Annotated in this window: 14 protein-coding genes and 1 pseudogene; 4 read left to right on the top strand and 11 right to left on the bottom strand. The window is 66.6% G+C overall.

Translation table 11 applies throughout. The features are described 5' to 3' along the window. Positions 1 to 4 precede the first annotated feature (4 nt). The gene (locus EAW56_RS02200) at positions 5 to 916 is read left to right on the top strand and encodes a nitronate monooxygenase (RefSeq protein WP_095535696.1); all 912 of its coding nucleotides are present in this window, start codon (positions 5 to 7) and stop codon (positions 914 to 916) included. On the opposite strand, the gene EAW56_RS13215 is transcribed toward EAW56_RS02200, so the two are convergent. The 10 genes and pseudogenes from EAW56_RS13215 to EAW56_RS02160 form a co-directional block, all read right to left on the bottom strand. Next, positions 913 to 1401 (bottom strand): DUF6891 domain-containing protein, encoded by a 489-nt coding sequence (locus EAW56_RS13215; protein WP_415528316.1) that lies wholly within the window; start codon positions 1399 to 1401, stop codon positions 913 to 915. The genes EAW56_RS02200 and EAW56_RS13215 overlap by 4 nt on opposite strands. A gap of 96 nt (positions 1402 to 1497) precedes the next feature. Beyond that, positions 1498 to 2295, bottom strand: a pseudogene (locus EAW56_RS12970) (fumarylacetoacetate hydrolase family protein); the annotation flags it as partial. 9 nt (positions 2296 to 2304) lie between these two features. Continuing rightward, positions 2305 to 2868 (bottom strand): aminoacyl-tRNA hydrolase, encoded by a 564-nt coding sequence (gene pth, locus EAW56_RS02190; protein ID WP_095535694.1) that lies wholly within the window; start codon positions 2866 to 2868, stop codon positions 2305 to 2307. A 20-nt stretch (positions 2869 to 2888) separates the two neighbouring features. Then, on the bottom strand, positions 2889 to 3542 hold the full coding sequence (locus tag EAW56_RS02185; RefSeq protein WP_122084850.1) for a 50S ribosomal protein L25/general stress protein Ctc: 654 nt from the start codon (positions 3540 to 3542) through the stop codon (positions 2889 to 2891). A 192-nt stretch (positions 3543 to 3734) separates the two neighbouring features. Further along, positions 3735 to 3887: a hypothetical protein gene (locus tag EAW56_RS12650; RefSeq protein ID WP_167457377.1), complete on the bottom strand. Its 153-nt coding sequence runs from the start codon at positions 3885 to 3887 to the stop codon at positions 3735 to 3737. A 98-nt stretch (positions 3888 to 3985) separates the two neighbouring features. After that, positions 3986 to 5020 carry a histidinol-phosphate transaminase gene (gene hisC / locus EAW56_RS02180; RefSeq protein ID WP_122084848.1) on the bottom strand — a complete coding sequence of 345 codons (1035 nt, stop codon included), beginning with the start codon at positions 5018 to 5020 and terminating at the stop codon, positions 3986 to 3988. Between the two features lie 6 nt (positions 5021 to 5026). Beyond that, positions 5027 to 6388 carry an amino acid permease gene (locus tag EAW56_RS02175; RefSeq protein ID WP_244213322.1) on the bottom strand — a complete coding sequence of 454 codons (1362 nt, stop codon included), beginning with the start codon at positions 6386 to 6388 and terminating at the stop codon, positions 5027 to 5029. A gap of 79 nt (positions 6389 to 6467) precedes the next feature. Continuing rightward, entirely contained in the window at positions 6468 to 7445 is a 978-nt protein-coding gene (locus EAW56_RS02170; protein ID WP_095535692.1) for a ribose-phosphate diphosphokinase, read from the bottom strand. A gap of 9 nt (positions 7446 to 7454) precedes the next feature. After that, positions 7455 to 8894 carry a bifunctional UDP-N-acetylglucosamine diphosphorylase/glucosamine-1-phosphate N-acetyltransferase GlmU gene (gene glmU / locus EAW56_RS02165; RefSeq protein ID WP_122084846.1) on the bottom strand — a complete coding sequence of 480 codons (1440 nt, stop codon included), beginning with the start codon at positions 8892 to 8894 and terminating at the stop codon, positions 7455 to 7457. A 66-nt stretch (positions 8895 to 8960) separates the two neighbouring features. Beyond that, positions 8961 to 10196 (bottom strand): MFS transporter, encoded by a 1236-nt coding sequence (locus tag EAW56_RS02160; RefSeq protein ID WP_122084845.1) that lies wholly within the window; start codon positions 10194 to 10196, stop codon positions 8961 to 8963. Positions 10197 to 10276: 80 nt separating this feature from the next. On the opposite strand from EAW56_RS02160, the gene EAW56_RS02155 reads away from it, so the two are divergent. Then, complete coding sequence (locus EAW56_RS02155) at positions 10277 to 11734, top strand: multicopper oxidase family protein (protein ID WP_244213321.1); 1458 nt, start codon at positions 10277 to 10279, stop codon at positions 11732 to 11734. Here EAW56_RS02155 and EAW56_RS02150 read toward each other — a convergent pair. Continuing rightward, positions 11709 to 13751 (bottom strand): acyltransferase family protein, encoded by a 2043-nt coding sequence (locus EAW56_RS02150; RefSeq protein WP_122084843.1) that lies wholly within the window; start codon positions 13749 to 13751, stop codon positions 11709 to 11711. The two genes, EAW56_RS02155 and EAW56_RS02150, sit on opposite strands and share 26 nt — an antisense overlap. A 269-nt stretch (positions 13752 to 14020) precedes the next feature. Here EAW56_RS02150 and EAW56_RS02145 point away from each other — a divergent pair, with 269 nt between their 5' ends. Beyond that, positions 14021 to 14704: a TetR/AcrR family transcriptional regulator gene (locus tag EAW56_RS02145; protein WP_095276876.1), complete on the top strand. Its 684-nt coding sequence runs from the start codon at positions 14021 to 14023 to the stop codon at positions 14702 to 14704. Beyond that, complete coding sequence (mfd, locus tag EAW56_RS02140; RefSeq protein ID WP_095554986.1) at positions 14701 to 18333, top strand: transcription-repair coupling factor; 3633 nt, start codon at positions 14701 to 14703, stop codon at positions 18331 to 18333. Before EAW56_RS02145 ends, mfd begins: the two co-directional genes overlap by 4 nt. Positions 18334 to 18355: the final 22 nt, after the last annotated feature.

Below are 18355 nucleotides of genomic sequence, written 5' to 3'. Positions count from 1 at the left end.
AACCATGGACCTACCACGCATCGTCGCCGCACCGATGGCGGGCGGACCAACCACGCCGGCGCTGGTCAACGCGGTCAGCTTCGGCTTTCTCGCGCTCGGCACCTGCACCGTCGAGCAGGCTCGCACGTGGCTCGGCCAGTGCACACCGCCGTTTGGCGTGAACCTCTTCGTACCGCAGGTCGAGCCTTCGCTTATCGACGTCGAACTCATCGCCTCCGAACTCGGCACCGACGTCCCGAACGTGGATGTCACCGGGGGCTTTGAAGAAAAGTTCGAGCTCGTCCTGGAGGCCGCGCCACCCATTGTGAGCAGCACCTTCGGGCCGCTGGACCCGGAGCACGTGGAGCGGTTGCACTCCGTCGGTTCGGAGGCGTGGGTGACCGTGACCCGCATCGAGGATGCGTGGGAAGCGATGGGCGAGTCATGGAACGCCGACGGCGTCATCGTGCAGGGCCCAGAGGCGGGCGGGCACCGCAGCACCTGGTCGCCGCTGGAGGTTCCGGACACCCGCTACCTGGACACCATCGTCGAAGAGGTGGCGGACTTCGGTGCGCCGTTCATCGCCGCGGGCGGGGTGCGGGGGCCGGAGGATGTGGCACGGCTGCGGGATCTGGGCGCGTCGACCATTGCGTGCGGCACCGCCTTCCTCATGGCCGATGAAGCCGGTACCAGCCAGCGTAACCGCGAGCTGCTGCGCACCGACCGGAGAACCGTGGTGAGCAAGGCGTTTTCCGGCCGGTGGGCGCGCGGCCTGGAAAACGAGATGACCAAGCGCTACCGCGACATGCCGCCGATCTACCCGTACCTGCGCCCGATGACGAAGGATCAGGATTACTGCCTGGTGGGCAAGGACCGCGGGGAGCTGATGGAGGCGCCGGCGAAGGAGATCGAGCGCTACCTGCTGGGCGAACGTTAGTCGCTCAGCGCCAGCTCGAACACGAGGCCGCTGCAGGTGATCCGCGCGGCGCGGGTGCCTTCCCACTCGGGCGCGAAGCCGACGTCCCTGAGCGCGTCGACGACCTCCTGGCCGACGGCGTCGTCGGCGTCGGTGTTCGGCGCATCCAGCGAGGCAAACCCGAAATAGAGCTTGCCGGTGTGGATGAGGCCGTCCACGTCCTGCGTGGTGCAGTAGGCGTAACCGCGGCGGCCCTCGCGTGTGGCCCGATCCGCGCCCTCGTCCGCGGCTTCGGCCTTGGTCCAGCCCTCGTCGAAGGAGAAGGAGAGACCGCGGTCGGCGAGCGCGTCGCTGAAGGCCTCGAGTTTTGTGGCGTCCTCGGAGGGGGAGGGGATGCGGCGGGCGTATTCGGCGCGGATGTCGTCGAGAAGCGAAAGGGCGTCGACGTTGTCCTCGTCCTCGTAATGCGCGGTGATTTCGGCGGCGCTCCAGCCGTGGCAGAGCATCATCGCGATGTCGCTCTCGTCCGACTCTGGTTCGTAGAGGTACTCGGAGGGCGGGAACGCGCTGGTGAGCATGGCGTGCTGTCGCCGCAGGATGCGGGTGGTGTTCTCGATCGCGCCGAGGCCGTCGATCTCCACGCGGACCGTGTCACCGTCTGCGAGGTAGCGCTTGGGGTCGCGCGCGTGGCCCACGCCCGCCGGAGTGCCAGTGGCGATCACGTCACCAGGGTTGAGCGGGTAGAGGTGGGAGATGAACTCGATGAGCTTGGCGGGGGAGAAGATGAGATCGTCGGTGGGGGCCTGCTGCATCATCTCGCCGTTGACGGTGGTGGTCAGGGTGGGGCCGGGCTGCCACTCGGTGTCCAGCCACGGGCCGAACCCCGCGGTCTTTTCTAATGATTTTCCCTGGTGCCACTGCTTGGTGCGCTTCTGGATGTGGCGCTGGGTGTAGTCATTGATCACCGCGTAGCCGGCGATGTGTGCGTGCGCATCCGTTTCCCGCACGTGCCGGGCGTACTTTCCTACCACCACAGCGAGCTCGCCCTCGAAGTCGAGCGTATCCGCGTTGAAGTCGGGGATCTCCGCGTCATCGTAAGGGCCGATGAGGGCCTCGGGGAACTTGATGAAGAGGGTGGGGACGTCGGGGCGCTCGTGCCCCATCTCCTCGATGTGCTTGGCGTAGTTGAGCCCGACGCAGATGATCTTGCTTGGGCTCGGAATCACGGGCGCTAGCTGGTCGTGGGAAAACGAGACACGTTCGCCCTCCTGCCAGGAATCCGACTGGAGGAGCGCGCCGACGTCCGGGAAACCTGGGTAGGTGACCGCGGTGGTGTCGGACTCGAGGCGGGCGGCGACGGTCAGGTCATGGCCGGGGACTCTCAGGGTGACTAAGCGCATGCCACAAATTTATACGGAATGGCGCCACAAATCTGCCGCATCGGCCGCGGCGATGGAGATCTCGACCTGCTCCCGGGAAGAAAACGGCTTGAGCACGTAGTCCGCCGGGGCCATGCGGCCTGGCGGGCGACCAATGCCGAGCGCCAGCTTGTGGTAGGGCTTGCCGCCCAGGGATTTGGTGACGGACTTCAGCCCGTTGTGCCCGTGGTCCCCGCCGCCGGTGCGGAGCTTGACCTGGCCGAGCTCGAGATCCAGCTCGTCGTAGGCGACGTAAAGGTTGGACGGGGGAACGCGGAAGTAGTCCGCGAGCGCCTTGATCGGCCCGCCCGAGACGTTCATGAAGGCCCGGGTGCGCGCTAGGATGACCTGGCGGTCGGGCAGGAGGCGGCCGGCGGCAAGCTCGGCGACCTCGGTGTTCGTGCGTTTGTGCACGGCGAGTTGGGCCGGCATCGGTGTGGCGCGGGAGCAGAGCTCGTCGATAAGCGCGATGCCCGCGTTGTGGCGCGTGCCGGCGTAGGTGGGGCCGGGATTTCCCAGCCCCACAACGAGGAGGGGCGAATCAGAAGTAGACACGGCCCCTCAGCATATCGTGTTTACTCCTCGGAGTCGCCAGACTCAGCCTCGTCCTCGGTGGACTCAGCGCCAGCCTCGGCGCCGCCCTCCTCGGCCTCAGCAGCGGCTTCCTCGAGCTCCTCGTCAACCTGCTCGTAGGTGACGTTGACCAGCAGGTCCTCCGGGTCGGACAGCAGAGTAGCGCCCTCCGGCAGAGTGACGTCGCCAGCGGTGATCTGGTCGCCGATCTCCTTGCCCTCGACGGACACCTCGAGCTCGTCCGGGATGCTCAGGGCGTCGATCTCGATCTCGATGACGTCGTTCTCCACCAGGACGACGGCGTCCGGGTGAGCCTCGCCGGTGGTGATGACCGGGACCTCGACGTTGACCTTCTCGCCGCGCTTGATGCCAAGCACGTCGATGTGGTCGATGTCCATGGAGATGACGTTCTGGTCGATGTGCTTGACCATGCAGAGCAGCTTCTCGCCGTCGAGGTCGAGCTCGAGAATAGCGTTCACGCCCTCGTTACGGATGATCGCGGAGATCTCGATGCGGTCCACGGAGAAGTGAACGTTGTCGATGCCGGACTCGTAGAGGACGCCCGGGATACGACCCTCGCGACGCAGGCGGCGGGCAGCGCCCTTGCCAAACTCTTCGCGCTTTTCAACCTTGATGACGGTCGGGGTAACAGCCATGATGTGACTCCTTTATAGTTTCGGGCCACAGGAAAAACCTGCGACCACTGAACGGAACAGGTGCTCGTCGAGTGATCGCAGGCTTGCTCATCACTGCTCACTCGAGCATGAGAAAAAGTCTGGATACATATCGCGCCGATAACGGCTATACAGCCCTCGCCGAGACGTGGAAAGTGTAACCCACCAGCGACATCAATCCAAACTCTTGGAGGAGCGGATGCCCAGGCGCGAGCAGACGAGGTACGCCACCGTTTCCGCCTCGAGCTCCTTAATATCGGTGGGCAGGTACAGGCGCTCGCGCTGCTCGGGGGTCCAGCGCTGGGGCTGAGCAGCGTCGTCGTGCATCGGCCCGAGGTGGCCAGGCTGTACAGTTCTGCAAGGACGGCGTCGACGGTGCCGAGGTTGCACTCCAGGCCCGCGAGCGTACGGAGCGAGGCGAACGTCTATTCCAATATCTGGTGAAGGGCGCGCAGGCAGGCGTTTGTCTCGTCTTCGTTCGTGACCGTGATGCGCACGCCCTCTGGAAACGCGCGTACAAGGATGTGTTCTTCCGCCATGCGCTCGGCGAAATCCTGTGGGGCACCCGGAATCCAGACGAAGTTGGTCTGCGACTCCGGCGTGCCGAAGCGAGACAGCGCCTCGACCAGCCTGGTCCGCTGAGCACACGTCTCGTCCACACGAGCCTTCAGCTCCGCGCCCGCGCTCAGGCAGGCGACGGCCCCCGCCTGCGCGACGGAGCTAACAGAAAATGGCACTGCCACCTTGTTCAGGGCCTCGATGATGCTGGGGGCGCCGAAGGCGTAGCCCACGCGCACGCCGGCCAGGCCGTACGCCTTGGAGAACGTGCGCAGGCCCACCACGTTGGGGTACTTCGTGATTTCCTCGGTGGCCACCGGGGTGTCGGCGGCGCGGTTGTATTCAAAGTAGGCCTCGTCCAGCGCGACCGTCACGCGCGGCGGAACCGCGGCCATGAATGACTCCCACTCCGCGGTCGTGATGGTGGTGCCGCTCGGGTTGTTCGGGTTGCACACGAAGATGAGGCGGGTGGCGTCGGTGATCGCCCCGGCCATCGCGGCGAGGTCGACGCGGTGCTGCGCGTCCAGCGGGATCGGTCGAGGTGTTGCGCCCGCGATCTGCGCGAAGATGGGGTAGGCCTCGAACGAGCGCCAGGGGAAGATCACCTCGTCGCCGGGCTGCGCGGTGGCAGTGACCAGCTGTTGGCACAGCGCGGAGGAGCCGGTGCCCACAGCGACCTGGTCAACGTCGACGCCAAGGTGCGCGGCCAGGGCTTCGCGCAGCTCCACCGCGCCCATGTCGGGGTAGCGGTTCGTGCCGTCCAGCGCTTTCGTCATCGCCTCCACCACGGTGGGCAGCGGTCCTTCCGCGGACTCGTTGGAGGAGAGCTTGACGGTGCCGGGCGCGAGTTCGCGCGCGCCGGGGACGTATGCGGGAAGGGATGAGAGGTCGTGGCGGATCATGCCTGACTAGTTTAGGACCTCATCGTGCTTCCGGAGGGCACTTATTACGCTCAGTGCGACGATCCAGGCAATGAGCGCGAGCAGCCCCACGCGGTAATCCGGCAGGCACGCCATGAGCACGAGCACCAGCAGGTAGAACCCGGCGCAGAGCCAGTTGGCAACGGGGGAGAACGGCGCGCGGAAGGAAGACTGCCCGCCGCCCGCGCGGAAGCGGAGGTGGGCAAAGCTTATCGACGCCCACGTGATCAGCTCCGAACCCACGATGATGGCAAGCAACACCGCGAAGACCTTCCCCTCGAAGAAGTAGTTCAGGATGACGACGACGCCCATCAGCGTGGCGTCGAAAAGCAGTGCCCGAAGCGGCAAGCCCTTCTTGGTGGTGGCGGAGAACCAGGCGGGGGCCTGGCCGTTGCGGGAGAGGTCGCGGAGCATACGGCTGCCGGAGTACGTCATGGTGTTGCACACCGAGGCCACCGCCACCAGGATCACCAGGTTGAGCAGGTGCGCTGCGCCGTCGACGCCGACCGCCGTGAGCACGCGGATGAACGGGCTGGCGGAGGAGCCTTGCTCGTCCCACGGGGCGAGGAGCAAGATGACGCTCATGCCGCCCAGGTAGAACAGGAGGATGCGCCAGATGACCGAGTTGACGGCGCGTGGAATGGACTTCGACGGGTCCTGCGCCTCGCCCGCGGCCGTGCCGATGGACATGATGCCGCCGAACGTAAACGTGACGGCAACCAGGGAGAACAGGACGCCGGTGACGCCGCTGGGGAAGAACCCGCCGTGGATGAACAGGTTGTCGGTGCCCACCGCGGGTTCTGGTCCCAGTCCCAGGACGAGCACGACGCCCAGCACAATCATGAGGGTGAGCGCGATGACCTTGATCAGGCTGAGCCAGTACTCGGCCTCCGCGAATACGCTCACGCGCGCCGCGTTGATGGTCACCACGACCAGGAGCGTGACCAGGGCGGTGAGCCAGTGGGGGATGGAGGGGAACCAGAAGTCGAGGAACGTGCCCATGGCGGTCAGCTCGATCATGCCCACCACGATGGTGGTGAACCACCAGTTCCAGCCCGCGATGAAGCCGGCGCGCGGGCCGATGAACTCGCGGGCGTAGGCGGCGAACGAGCCGGAGACCGGGCGGGCGACCGCCATCTCGCCCAGCATGCGCATGAGCAGGTAGACGATCGCGCCGACGATGAGGAACGCGAGCAGGACCGCGGGGCCGGCGTAGTTGATGGACTCGGCGGAGCCGAGGAACAGGCCGGTGCCGATCGATGAGCCAAAGGCGATCATCTGCATGTGGCGCTGCTTCACGCCGCGCTGCAGGCCACCATCGCTTTCTGGCGGTGTTGCTACGTCGGACACGGGACTCCTCACAATTCATTGCGGCCCCCGTACCGGCGTGCGGTCACGGGGGCTTATGGGAAAGTACGGCGGTGGGCTACTACGCCTGGCCCTCGAAGAGGGTGGTCACCGAGCCGTTTTCGAAGATCTCGCGGATCGTCTTAGCCAGCAGCGGGGCGATGGACAGCACCGTCAGGTTCTTCCAGCCCTCGGTGGACTGCGGCAGGGTGTCGGTGGTGATGACCTCCTCGGCGCCGCACTGGCTCAAGCGCTCGCGTGCCGGGTCGGAGAACACGCCGTGGGTGCAGGCGATGACGACGGACTTCGCGCCCGCCTCCTTCAGCACGCCGACGGCGCCGGCGATGGTGCCGCCGGTGTCAATCATGTCGTCCATGAGGATGCAATCCTTGCCCTTGACGTCGCCGACGACGCGGTTGGACACGACCTTGTTCGCGGCGTCGATGTCGCGGGTCTTGTGCACGAACGCCATCGGGGCGTCGCCCATCGCGTTCGCCCACTTCTCCGCAGTCTTCACACGGCCGGCGTCGGGGGAGACCACGACCAGGTTGTCCATCGGGTACTTGGACTTGATGTAGTCCACCAGGATGGGCTGGGCGTGCATGTGGTCGACCGGGCCGTCGAAGAAGCCCTGGATCTGGTCGGTGTGCAGGTCCACGGAGACAATGCGGTCGGCGCCGGCGGTGGTGAGCAGGTCCGCGATGAGGCGGGCGGAGATCGGCTCGCGGCCGCGGTGCTTCTTGTCCTGGCGGGCGTAGGGGTAGAACGGCAGGATCGCGGTGATGCGCTTCGCGGAGCCGCGCTTGAGCGCGTCGATCATAATGAGCTGTTCCATCAGCCACTTGTTCAGCGGCTGCGCGTGCGACTGCATGACAAAGCAGTCGGCGCCGCGGACGGACTCCTCGAAACGGATGAAGATCTCCCCGTTTGCAAAGTCGCGGGCGGTGGTGGGAACGAGGTCAATACCGAGCTCGTTGGCCACCTGGTTCGCCAGCGCCGGGTGGGCGCGGCCCGAAAAGACCTTGAGGTCCTTGTGGCTTTCGGTTGAGTATCCAGTCATTGCGATCCTTTAGCTCTCGCGTGCGTTCTTGGCAGCCTTCGCAGCATCGGTGTCCGGGCGGCGCTTTTCCACCCATCCCTCGATGTTGCGCTGGCGGCCTTCCTTGATGGCGAGTGCGCCTGCAGGCACATCTTCCGTTACCACTGTACCCGCGCCGGTGTAGGCGCCATCACCGATGTTCACCGGGGCGACAAACATGGTGTCGGACCCGGTGCGGCAGTAGTCGCCAATCGTGGTGTGGTGCTTGTTCACGCCGTCGTAGTTGGCAAAGACGGAGGAGGCGCCGATGTTGGACTCGCGGCCCACGGTGGCGTCGCCGATGTAGGTGAGGTGCGGGACCTTGGAGCCCTCGCCGATCTTCGCGTTCTTGGACTCGACGAACCCGCCGAGCTTGCCGCGCGCGCCCAGCTCGGTGCCGGGGCGGATGTAGGTGAACGGGCCGACGGTTGCGTCCTCGCCGATCAGGCCCAGCTCGCCCTGGGTGCGCACTACCTTCGCGCCGGCGTGCACCTCCATGTCGGTCAGCGTGGTGTCCGGGCCGATCTCGGCGCGGTCGCCGATCGAGGTGGCACCCCACAGCTGCGTGTTGGGGTAGATGATCACGTCCTGGCCGATCTCCACGTCTACGCCGATCCAGGTGGTCGCCGGGTCGACCACGGTGGCGCCCCCGCGCATCGCCTTCTCCACCTGGCGGCGGTTCAGCTCCTTGCCGGCGGCAGCCAGCTGCACGCGGTCGTTCACGCCGGCCAGCTCGCGGGCGTCGGGCGCCACAAAGGCCGCGACGGTCTTGCCGTCGCCGCGGGCGATACCGAGCACGTCGGTGATGTACAGCTCGCCCTGCGCGTTGTCCGAATTGATGCGGGTCAGCGCGTCGCGCAGCACGGCGCCGTCGAACGCAAAGACGCCGGAGTTGACCTCCTTGACGGCCTTCTGCTCGTCGTTGGCGTCCTTCTCCTCGACGATCTCGCGCACGTCGCCGGACTCGTCGCGGATGATGCGGCCATAGCCGGTGGGGTTCTGGAATTCCAGGGAGAGCACCGTCACGGCGGCCTGCGCCCGCTCGTGCTCGCTGATGAGCGCCTCGATGGTCTCCGGCTGCAGGAGCGGGACGTCGCCGTTGGTGACCACGACTGTGCCGTCGAAGTCGGGGATGGCGGTCAGGCCGCACTGGACCGCGTGGCCGGTGCCGTTCTGCTCCTCCTGCACCGCCTGGAGGATGGTGGTGTCCATCTCCTGGGCAATCTCGTCCACCGCCGGAGACACTTGGTCGCGCTGGTGGCCGACGACGGCGACGACGTGCTCCGGGTGCACGGAGGCTGCGGCATGCAGCGAGTGGGAGAGCAGGCTGCGCCCACCGATCTCGTGCAGCGTCTTCTGCTTCGTCGACTTCATGCGGGTACCGGCGCCTGCGGCGAGCACAACGACGGCGCACTGGGAGTGGTTTGGCACTCTTGGCTCCTTATGTATGGCTTTGAGTTGAGTAACTATCGTCCTGTTTACGTTAACGCATAACGCCTACGCGTTGCGGGCAGAGACATCCTTCAGGTTCGCGGCGGAGAACACACCAATGAAGCCGACGAGGGCCAGGAACACCAGCGTGGTCTGCGGTCCGAGCACCGAGATCGCTGAGGAGATCGCGCCGACCACCAGTAACACCACGCCCATCACGGTGTTCGCGGCCCCCGTGATCATCGTGCGGCGGTCGCCGTCCGCCATGTCCACCAGGTACGTCTTGCGGCTCACGCGCACGGCGGTGTGCGCCAGGTTGACCACGAAGAAGCCCAGCGGCATGATCCACGCGTTGGCGGCCGCGGGCAGCAGGTTTGCGCTCGCGACGAGCAGGAGCAGGCTTATCGACGCCACCGCCGCCGCCCAAGCCATCGTCGTCTTCGACGACTTATCGGACCAGATGCCGGAGATGCGCCCACCAATGAGCGCCGCGCCGCCAGAGGCAATGATGAACGAGCCCAGGTTGGAGAGGTTCGCGCCCTCCGATTGCGCCAGCACCACGATAAAGGGGGTGGACAGGGCGGTGACCAACATCAGCGAGCGCACGACGAGGAACTTCTGCAGCTGGCGGTCGCCCTTGACCAGGTCGTAGGTGGCCTTCGCCCAGTTGGTGTTGGACGCAGGAGTCGGCTCCTCGGCGGGCTCCTTGATCGTGCCAAAGACCAGCGAGGCGAACGCCCACGTGGACGCGCCGCCAGCCAGCAGCGCCACGATCACCCACCGGGGCAAGTCGTTGGGGAGAAAAGTGAGGAGGAGGCCGACGGCGAGGGTGAAGCCGCCGGACAGCGCGGCGGCGCGGCCCGTGATCCGGCCGCGGCGCCCCTTCTCAATGGTGCGCCCCTGCACGTCCTTGCCCGCGATGGAGCACAGCGCGCGGAACACCGCTTGCGCTGCGAGGAGGACGATGACTGCGGCGCCGAGGGCGGTGCCGTCGATAAGCATTGCACTGAGCGCGATCAAGCCTGCGGAGATCGCCTGGCCCCACGAGCCGATGAGCCAGGCGCGTTTGCGCTGCGCCTGCGAGGTGACCCACGGGCTGAGCGCGGCCTGGGGGAGCATCGAGCCGGACTCGCGGATCGGGACGAGGAAAGAAGTGAAGACGTGCGGCACGCCTGCCGCCGTGAAGAGCCAGGGCAGGACCGTTTTGGGGGCGACGATCTGGTCGCCGATGCCTTGCAGGCCGTTCGACCAGATGAACCTGCGCGCGTTGTACTCCTGATGTGGTTTCGGGCTGTTGCTCATGTGGGGAATAGTAGAGTTGAGGGGTGGCGTGCGCAGAATGAGGCGCACCAAACTTTTCGGCTGAGCAGGAGGCTTTGACCGTGGCACGCGGTATCAATCGGCGGACCTTTTTCCGGGGCATCGTCCTCTCGAGTGCGGCGGTACTCGCCGCTTGCGCGAGCGGGCAACCCACCCCGCGCGGGGCGAAAGAGGAGGCACGGCCCCTGCCTATCCCTCCGTTGGACCAGGGCCGGTTGGTCGGGGGAGCGCGCGAGTTCGAGCTGACCGCGCAGGAGGGGCACGCTGAGATCCTGCCCGGGGTGCGCACCAAGACCTGGGGCTTCAACGGCGATTTCCTCGGGCCGACCCTGTACATGCGCAACGGCGAGACCGTGCGGATGACGGTGCGCAACCAGGTGAGCGAACCCACCGTCGTGCACTGGCACGGCATGCACCTTCCCGCTGATGCGGACGGCGGCCCCGCGCTCGCCTTCGCGCCGGGGGAGCAGTGGCAGCCGGAGTGGACCGTGCGACAGGACGCCGCCACCCTCTGGTACCACCCGCACCCGCACGGGGTGTCCGCGCTGCACGCGTACCGCGGCCTCGCCGGGGGCATCGTGATTGCCGACGACGGCGCGGACGCCCTCGGCCTTCCCAGTACCTACGGCGTGGACGACATCCCGGTGGTGATCACGGATGCCAAGTTCACCGACGACGGCCAGCTGGACGAGACGATCGACCCGACCTACGGCCTGCTCGGGGACACCCCGCTGATCAACGGCATTACGAAACCGAAGCTGGAGGCCGAAGCGTCGCGGCTGCGGCTGCGCCTGCTCAACGGGACCACCATGCGGTTCCACAACCTCAGCTTCGGCACGCCGGTCCACGTCATCGCTACGGACCAGGGCTTGCTGGAGCGCCCCGTCGAGGTGGATTCGATCCTGCTCAGCCCGGGCGAGCGCGCCGAGGTCATCCTGGACCTCGAGTCGGGCAAGACCGCGAAGCTGCGCAGCATCGGGGTGCCGGACGGCGGCGGCCTCCCGGACGAGGAGGTGGCTAACGGCTTCGGGCTGGGCGACACGTTCGACCTGCTGGAAATAACCGGGCCTGCGTCCGGGAGCAACGGGGACCTGCCGTCGGAGCTCGCCGCGGCGCCGGAGGTGAGCTCCGACGATGTGCAGGCAGCGGTGGAGCGAGAGTTCCGCCTCAACGGGTTCCAGATCAACGAGCAGTCCATGGACATGGACCGGATCGACTTTGTCATTGATAAGGAGGGGCCGGAGGTGTGGACCGTGACCAACGAGAACGCGGATTGGCCCCACAACTTCCACATCCACAACGCGCGCTTCCGCGTGCTCGGCGTGGAAGGCGGCGAGTTAGCGTTCACGGACGGCTGGCACGACACCGTCTACATCCCGCCGCTGGCCACGGTCCGCCTCTACGTGGACATCCCGTTCCTCCCCAACCCCGAGTACGCCTTCATGTACCACTGCCACATGCTGTTCCACGAGGACGAGGGGATGATGGGCCAGTTTAAGATTTTGGACCGTCCGCAGTAACCTCCGCGTCCTTCGGGATGTCGCTGGTCTCGATGCCTTGTGGGAATGCGTGGGACAGTGCTGAGGCGAAGTGCTTCCCGCGCGCGTCGTTGCCCGTGGCGTTGTAGTGCACCTCGTCTCCGGCCAGGAACCAATACAGGTGGCCGCGGGCCTCGGACGCCCAGTCGTAGACCACGACGTCGCGACGCTCTGCCGCGACCTTGCGGAGTGCGTCGTTGAACTCCTGCATGTTCTCGTTGGAGTAGAAGCCGTTGCTCGGGTTGCCGGTGGCGGCGGTCGGCCACATGACGCGGTAGCCGTCGAGAAGCTCGAGCATCGTGCGAATGTTGGTCTCGATCTCGCCGGTGGTGTCGTAGCCGTAGGAGCGGGCGGCGTCCGCGTTGGCCGCGTCATTGACGCCGGTGGCGATCACCCAGCAGGTGTCCTCACCGGGCACGCCCATGTTTTGGAGCTGCTGGACGGACTCGATGGCAGACGGATAGTTTTCGCCGTTGCCGCTAAACCCTTGGTTGGTGGCGCGAGCGCCGAAGACGCTCGTCTCGACGCTGTCCGCCCCGGCGTCCAGGTAGCGGTCGATCGCGGTTTCCGCGCCCTCGGGGAGCTGGCCGGGGTCGAACATGCCGATTGAGGTGGAATCGCCCACGTGGATGACCTGGCCGCAGGCGGTGGTGACGTCTGCGGCCTGGTCGCTCCACGACGCCGCCTGCTCAGTGGTAGTCATAGATTCGGTCGTTTCCTCGGCCTCCTGTTCCCTGTGACCGCTGCTCTTCGCGGAGTTGGGCAGCGCCATCGCCGGCTTCGCGGGGCTGCCGGTGTCCGTGGCGAACAGGGCGGGGATGCCGATGGCGATCACGCTGATCAACGTCACCGTGGACCCCAGCGATACTGGGCGCAGCGCCTGCAGCGGCTTCGTCTTGTACGCCTTGAGTGGGCCGAACACACCGTGGCGGCGGATCGGGTTTTCAAACAGGGTCCAGCTGAGCGCTGCGAGCGCCACAGACAAACCGACGGTGAGCACGGAGGCCCAGAACAGGTGCTCCTGCAGCCACGTATCCGGCATGAAGTAGATGACCGGCATGTGCCACAGGTAGATGCCGTAGGAGCGTTCGCCGATCCAGCGCAGCGGCTCCCAGCCGAGGATCGCGGGCCAGGGGCCGCGCGTGCCCAAAACGGCGTAGATGGCCAGGACAGTCGCCGCGTTGAGCAGGAGGATGCCACCCTTGTACAGGAACATGTTCTCCTGGGCGACCACCATGCTCAGCGCGATGATGCCGGCAAAGCCGACTGCGCCGACGAGCGTGCCGGCCACCGGTGAAGCAGCCACCTGCTTCCCGGCGTTGCGGCGCGCAGCGACGATGATGGCGAGCGCCGCGCCCAACAGCAGGCCGCCGGCGCGGGTGTCGGTGCCCTCGTAAATGCGGGTCGGGTCCACGTCGGGTGTGGCCAGTGCCCACATCCACCCGAAGGAGGCGGCGGCGAGGAGGACGGTGGCGGTGGCGACGAACCAGGGGCGGCGCAGCACCTTGAGCAGGACCCAGAGCAGGAGCGGCCACAGGAGGTAGAACTGCTCCTCGATGGCAAGCGACCACATGTGGTCGAGCGGGCCGGGCCCGTTGAACTGGTCAAAATAGGACGTCCCGGTGGCGATGTTGTGCCAGTTGTTCACGTAGAACACCGAGCTGATGGCCTCGAAGGCGCGGTCGCGCAGGTGCTCGGCGTCGAAGGCGACCGAGAGGAGCAGGACCGTCAGGACGGTGGCCAACATCGCCGGCGCGAGACGACGGAACCGGCGTAGCCAGAAGGTGCCCAGGTGCAGCGAGTTGTCGCGCAGGTGGCCGTTCATCAGGTTGAGCGTGATGAGGTAGCCGGAGAGCGTGAAAAAGACGCCGACGCCGAGTAGCCCACCGCCAAAGCCCGGGAGGTTCAGGTGGTACGCAATGACCAACAGCACCGCGATCGAGCGGAGCCCGTCGAGCGCAGGGACATACCGGGTTGAGCCGTGAATTGGGCGCGGCATAGGGGAGGCCTTCCGACTAGCTGTTAAAACAATGGCAGTGTAGTCGGAAAAGGATTAAATTTACTATTTGAGCCACGCGAACCCGCTGCATAAAAAGCTTCCCCACCAGGACTCGAACCTAGAATGACGGTACCAAAAACCGTAGTGTTGCCGATTACACCATGGGGAATGACAAGAAGATAGTCTAGCGTATTGCGCGCGATTCCATAAAATGTCTCCAGCGGTGAGGCCTCGACGGGTGCGGGCCGCGCGGACGTAAAGTAGTACGCATGGCTCGTCAGCGAATGACCGGCAAACAGCGCCGGGACCAACTCATTGCCGTGGGCTGCGCCGCCTTCGCGGAGCGCGGCCTCGACGGCATCTCGGTGGAGGAGCTCGCCAGCCGGGCCGAGGTGTCCAAGCCGGTCATCTACGAGCACTTCGGCGGCAAGGAGGGGCTCTACCGCGCCGTCATCGACGTGGAGATGCAGAAGCTGGAAACGCGGATCTCCGCGGTGATCCAGGATGGGCGGTGGCGCGAGCGCATCGAGAAGGGGGTGGTCGCGGTGCTGGAGTACGTCGAGGAGGAAACCGACGGGTTCATCATTATCGTCCGCGGCCAAGCGCCGGGGGAGGAGCCCACTTACACCACACTGCTCAGCCGCGTCACCTCGCAGGTCTCCGCGCTGTTGGCGCAGGCGTTCCGCCAGCGTGGATTAGATGACTCGGTTGCGGCGTTGTACGGTCAGGCGCTGGTCGGCACGGTTTCCAACACCGCGCTGTGGTGGCTGGACGAGCGCCAGCCGGACAAGTACACCACCGCCGCCCATATCGCCAACATGTGCTGGAACGGGCTCCGCGGCCTGGAGGCGCAGCCCCACATCGTGCCGTGTGAACTTTCGGCTGCGGGTGGGGGCGGAGAAGGTGGCGTCGAGAAGCACTACAAGCCCACGGATGGGGAGAAGGACGAATGACACAGGACACCGTGCCCGCGCTTGGCGGGCTGCTCACCATGGCCATGACCGACCCCAAGCTCAAGGGGCTGGTGGCCAACGTGGGGATGGATTCGCTGCACGTGACGGGGCTGGACCAGGCGCGCGCCTGGGCAGCCGGGGCGATCGCGCGCGAGGTGCCGCTGCTGCTCATTACCGCCACGGGGCACGAGGCGGAGGACCTCGCTGCGGAGCTCAAGGCGCTGCTCGGCGAGGCGAAGGTGGGGCATTTCCCCGCCTACGAGACGCTGCCGCACGAGCGGCTCTCGCCTGCGCCGGACGTTGTGGGGCGGCGCTCGAAGGTGCTGTGGGAGATGCCGCGGGTGATCGTGGCCGCCGCGCGCGCCGCGTGCCAGCCCGTGCTCCCCGCGACGGAGCCGATCCGGATCGAAGCCGACCGCGAGTACGACTTTTCCCAGCTCACCGAGCAGATTTCCCTGTTCGGCTACGAGCACGTGGACATGGTGGCCAAGCGCGGCGAGTTTGCCACCCGCGGCGGCCTCATCGACATTTTCCCCACCACCGCCGAGCAGGCCGTCCGCATCGAATTCTGGGGCGATGAGGTCACCGACCTGCGCAGCTTCTCCGTCGCAGACCAGCGCGCCATCGACGAGGTCGCGGCCGTCGAGGTGTTCCCCGCCAGGCAGTTGCTTATCGACGCCACCGTGTCCGCCAAAGCCGACGAGCTTGCCAGGAAGTTCCCGTCCAACCCGACCTTGGTGCAGCTGCTCACCCGCGTGTCCGAGGGCATCCACGCCGACGGCATGGAGGCGCTCATCCCCGCGCTCACTGAGCAAAAGTACGCGGCGCTGCCGGAGCTGATGCCGTCCGGCGCGATCGTGATGGTGACCTCTCCGGAGAAGGTGCGCACCCGCATCGCCGACCTGGAGGCCACTGACCACGAATTCCTCGAGGCCGGCTGGGAGGCGGCCGCCATGGGCGCCGAGGGACCCGTCGCCGTGGAGGGCCTCGACCTGTCCGCGTCCTCCTTCCGTTCCTACGAGTCGCTGGAGGTTTCCGCGCGCAACGCGGGGGCGGCGTGGTGGACCTTCGCGCCGCCCGGCATGTTCGCCGCGGACGACACGGAGACGCTCCCGCTCGAGTTCGAGCCCGCGCCCGCGCCGAAGGGCGACCCGAAGGAGATTGAGAAGCTCTACGCCACCCTGAAGCTGCACGTGCAGCAGAACCACGGCAAGGTCGCCTTTGTCGCCCCGGCGAAGGGCTCAGTGGAGCGCACCGCGGAGCGCCTGCGCGAGCACGGCGTCTCCGCGCGCATCGCCACGCCGGGGCTCGAGCCCGTCGACGGCGCCGTGACCCTCTACCAGGCGCTCAGCCACGCGGGCATGGTGTTCCCGGGTCCGAACCTGGTCGTGGTGACCGAGACGGACGTGACCGGCAACAGGGTCGGCGACATCGCCGGCGCCAAGCGCCGCGCCCCGCGCCGCCGCAACCGCGTCGACCCGCTCGCGCTCACGCCGGGCGACTTTGTCGTCCACGACACGCACGGCATTGGCAAGTTTGTGAAGATGGCCGAGCGCACCATCAAGACGGGCGACGAGGACTCGCGGCGCGAGTACATCGTGCTGGAGTACCAGCCCGCCAAGCGCGGCCAGCCCGGCGACCAGCTGTGGGTCCCCATGGAATCGCTGGACCTGCTGAGCAAGTACACCGGCGGCGAGGCCCCGCGCGTGAGCAAGATGGGTGGCTCGGACTGGAAGAACACGAAGCGCAAGGCCCGCGCGGCCGTGCGCGAGATCGCCGGCGAGCTCATCGAGCTCTACGCCAAGCGCCAGGCCGCGCCGGGCCACGCCTTCGCCCCGGATACGCCCTGGCAGCAGGAGATGGAAGACGCGTTCCCGTTCGTGGAGACGGAGGACCAGATGGCGGCCATCGACGCGGTCAAGGACGACATGGAGAAGCCGACGCCGATGGACCGCGTCATCGTCGGCGACGTCGGGTTTGGCAAGACCGAGGTAGCCGTCCGCGCCGCGTTCAAGGCCGTGCAGGACGGCAAGCAGGTCGCGGTACTCGTGCCGACGACGCTGCTGGCCCAGCAGCACTACAACACCTTCGCCGGACGCATGGACGGCTTCGGGGTGACGGTCCGCGAGCTGTCCCGCTTCACCTCGGCCAAGGAGGCGAAGGAGATCACGGGCGGGCTTGCCGACGGCTCCGTGGACGTAGTCATTGGCACCCACCGCCTGCTCACCACCGGCGTGCAGTGGAAGAACCTCGGCCTGATCATCGTGGACGAGGAGCAGCGCTTCGGCGTGGAACACAAGGAGCACATCAAGGCCCTCAAATCCCACGTGGACGTGCTCACCATGACGGCGACGCCGATCCCGCGCACCCTGGAGATGAGCCTGACCGGCATCCGCGAGATGACCAGCATCACCACGCCGCCGGAGGACCGCCACCCGGTGCTCACTTACGTGGGCCCACAGGAGGACAAGCAGGTTGCCGCGGCGATCCGACGCGAGCTGCTGCGCGACGGCCAGGTCTTCTACATCCACAACAAGGTCTCCGACATTGAGAAGACCGCCCGCACCCTGCGCCAGCTCGTGCCGGAGGCCCGCGTGGTGGTGGCCCACGGGCAGATGAGCGAGCAGGTGCTCGAGCAGACCGTGCAGGGCTTCTGGGACCGCGAGTACGACGTGCTGGTGTGCACCACCATCGTGGAGACCGGCCTGGACATCGCCAACGCGAACACGCTCATCGTGGAAAATGCCCAGAACATGGGCCTGTCGCAGCTGCACCAGCTGCGCGGGCGCGTGGGGCGCTCCCGCGAGCGCGGCTACGCCTACTTCCTCTACCCGAAGGAAAAGACGCTTACAGAGACCTCCTACGACCGCCTGGCCACGATCGCCCAGCACAACGACCTGGGCGCGGGCATCGCGGTGGCGCAGAAGGACTTGGAGATGCGCGGCGCCGGCAACGTGCTGGGCGCCGAGCAGTCCGGCCACATCGCCGGTGTCGGCTTTGACATGTACGTCCGGCTCGTCGGCGAGGCGGTCGAAACGTTTAAGACCATGATGGACGGCGGCACCGTCGACGGCACCGACCAGGGCCCCAAGGAGATCCGGGTCGATTTGCCTGTCGACGCCCACATCCCGGAAACCTACGTCAACGCAGAACGCCTACGCCTGGAGATCTACCGCAAGCTCGCCGAGGCGCGCGAAGAACAGGACCTCGCGCGCGTCACCGAGGAAATGGTGGACCGCTTCGGGCCGATGCCGGTCGAGGTGTCGCGCCTGATGGCCGTGGCGCGGCTGCGCCACCAGGCGCGCAAGGCCGGGGTCTCCGACATCCTGGTGCAGGGCACGCGCATCAAGTTCCACCCCGTGGAGCTGCCGGACTCGAAGCAGGTGCGGCTCAAGCGCCTGTACTCGGGGGCGAACTACCGCGCCGCCGCGAAGACGCTCCAGGTGCCGATGCCGCGCGAGTCGAAGGCCATCAACAGCCCGAATCTGCGCGACGTGGAACTCGTCCAGTGGGTAGCCGACTTCCTGTCCAGCATGTTCGATGTCGAGGAGATTGACGTCAACGGCCCCAAGCCTGCCGGAGGGGAGGGCAAGAAGGGCAAGAAGAAGGTCATCTCGGTCAGCGAGTAAGCAGCCGATTCGGGGAGCCCGA

Source organism: Corynebacterium gottingense (assembly GCF_003693265.1).
Lineage (GTDB): Bacteria > Actinomycetota > Actinomycetes > Mycobacteriales > Mycobacteriaceae > Corynebacterium > Corynebacterium gottingense.
The sequence above is the reverse complement of the archived record's forward strand: the minus strand, read 5'-3'. Positions and strand labels throughout refer to the sequence as shown.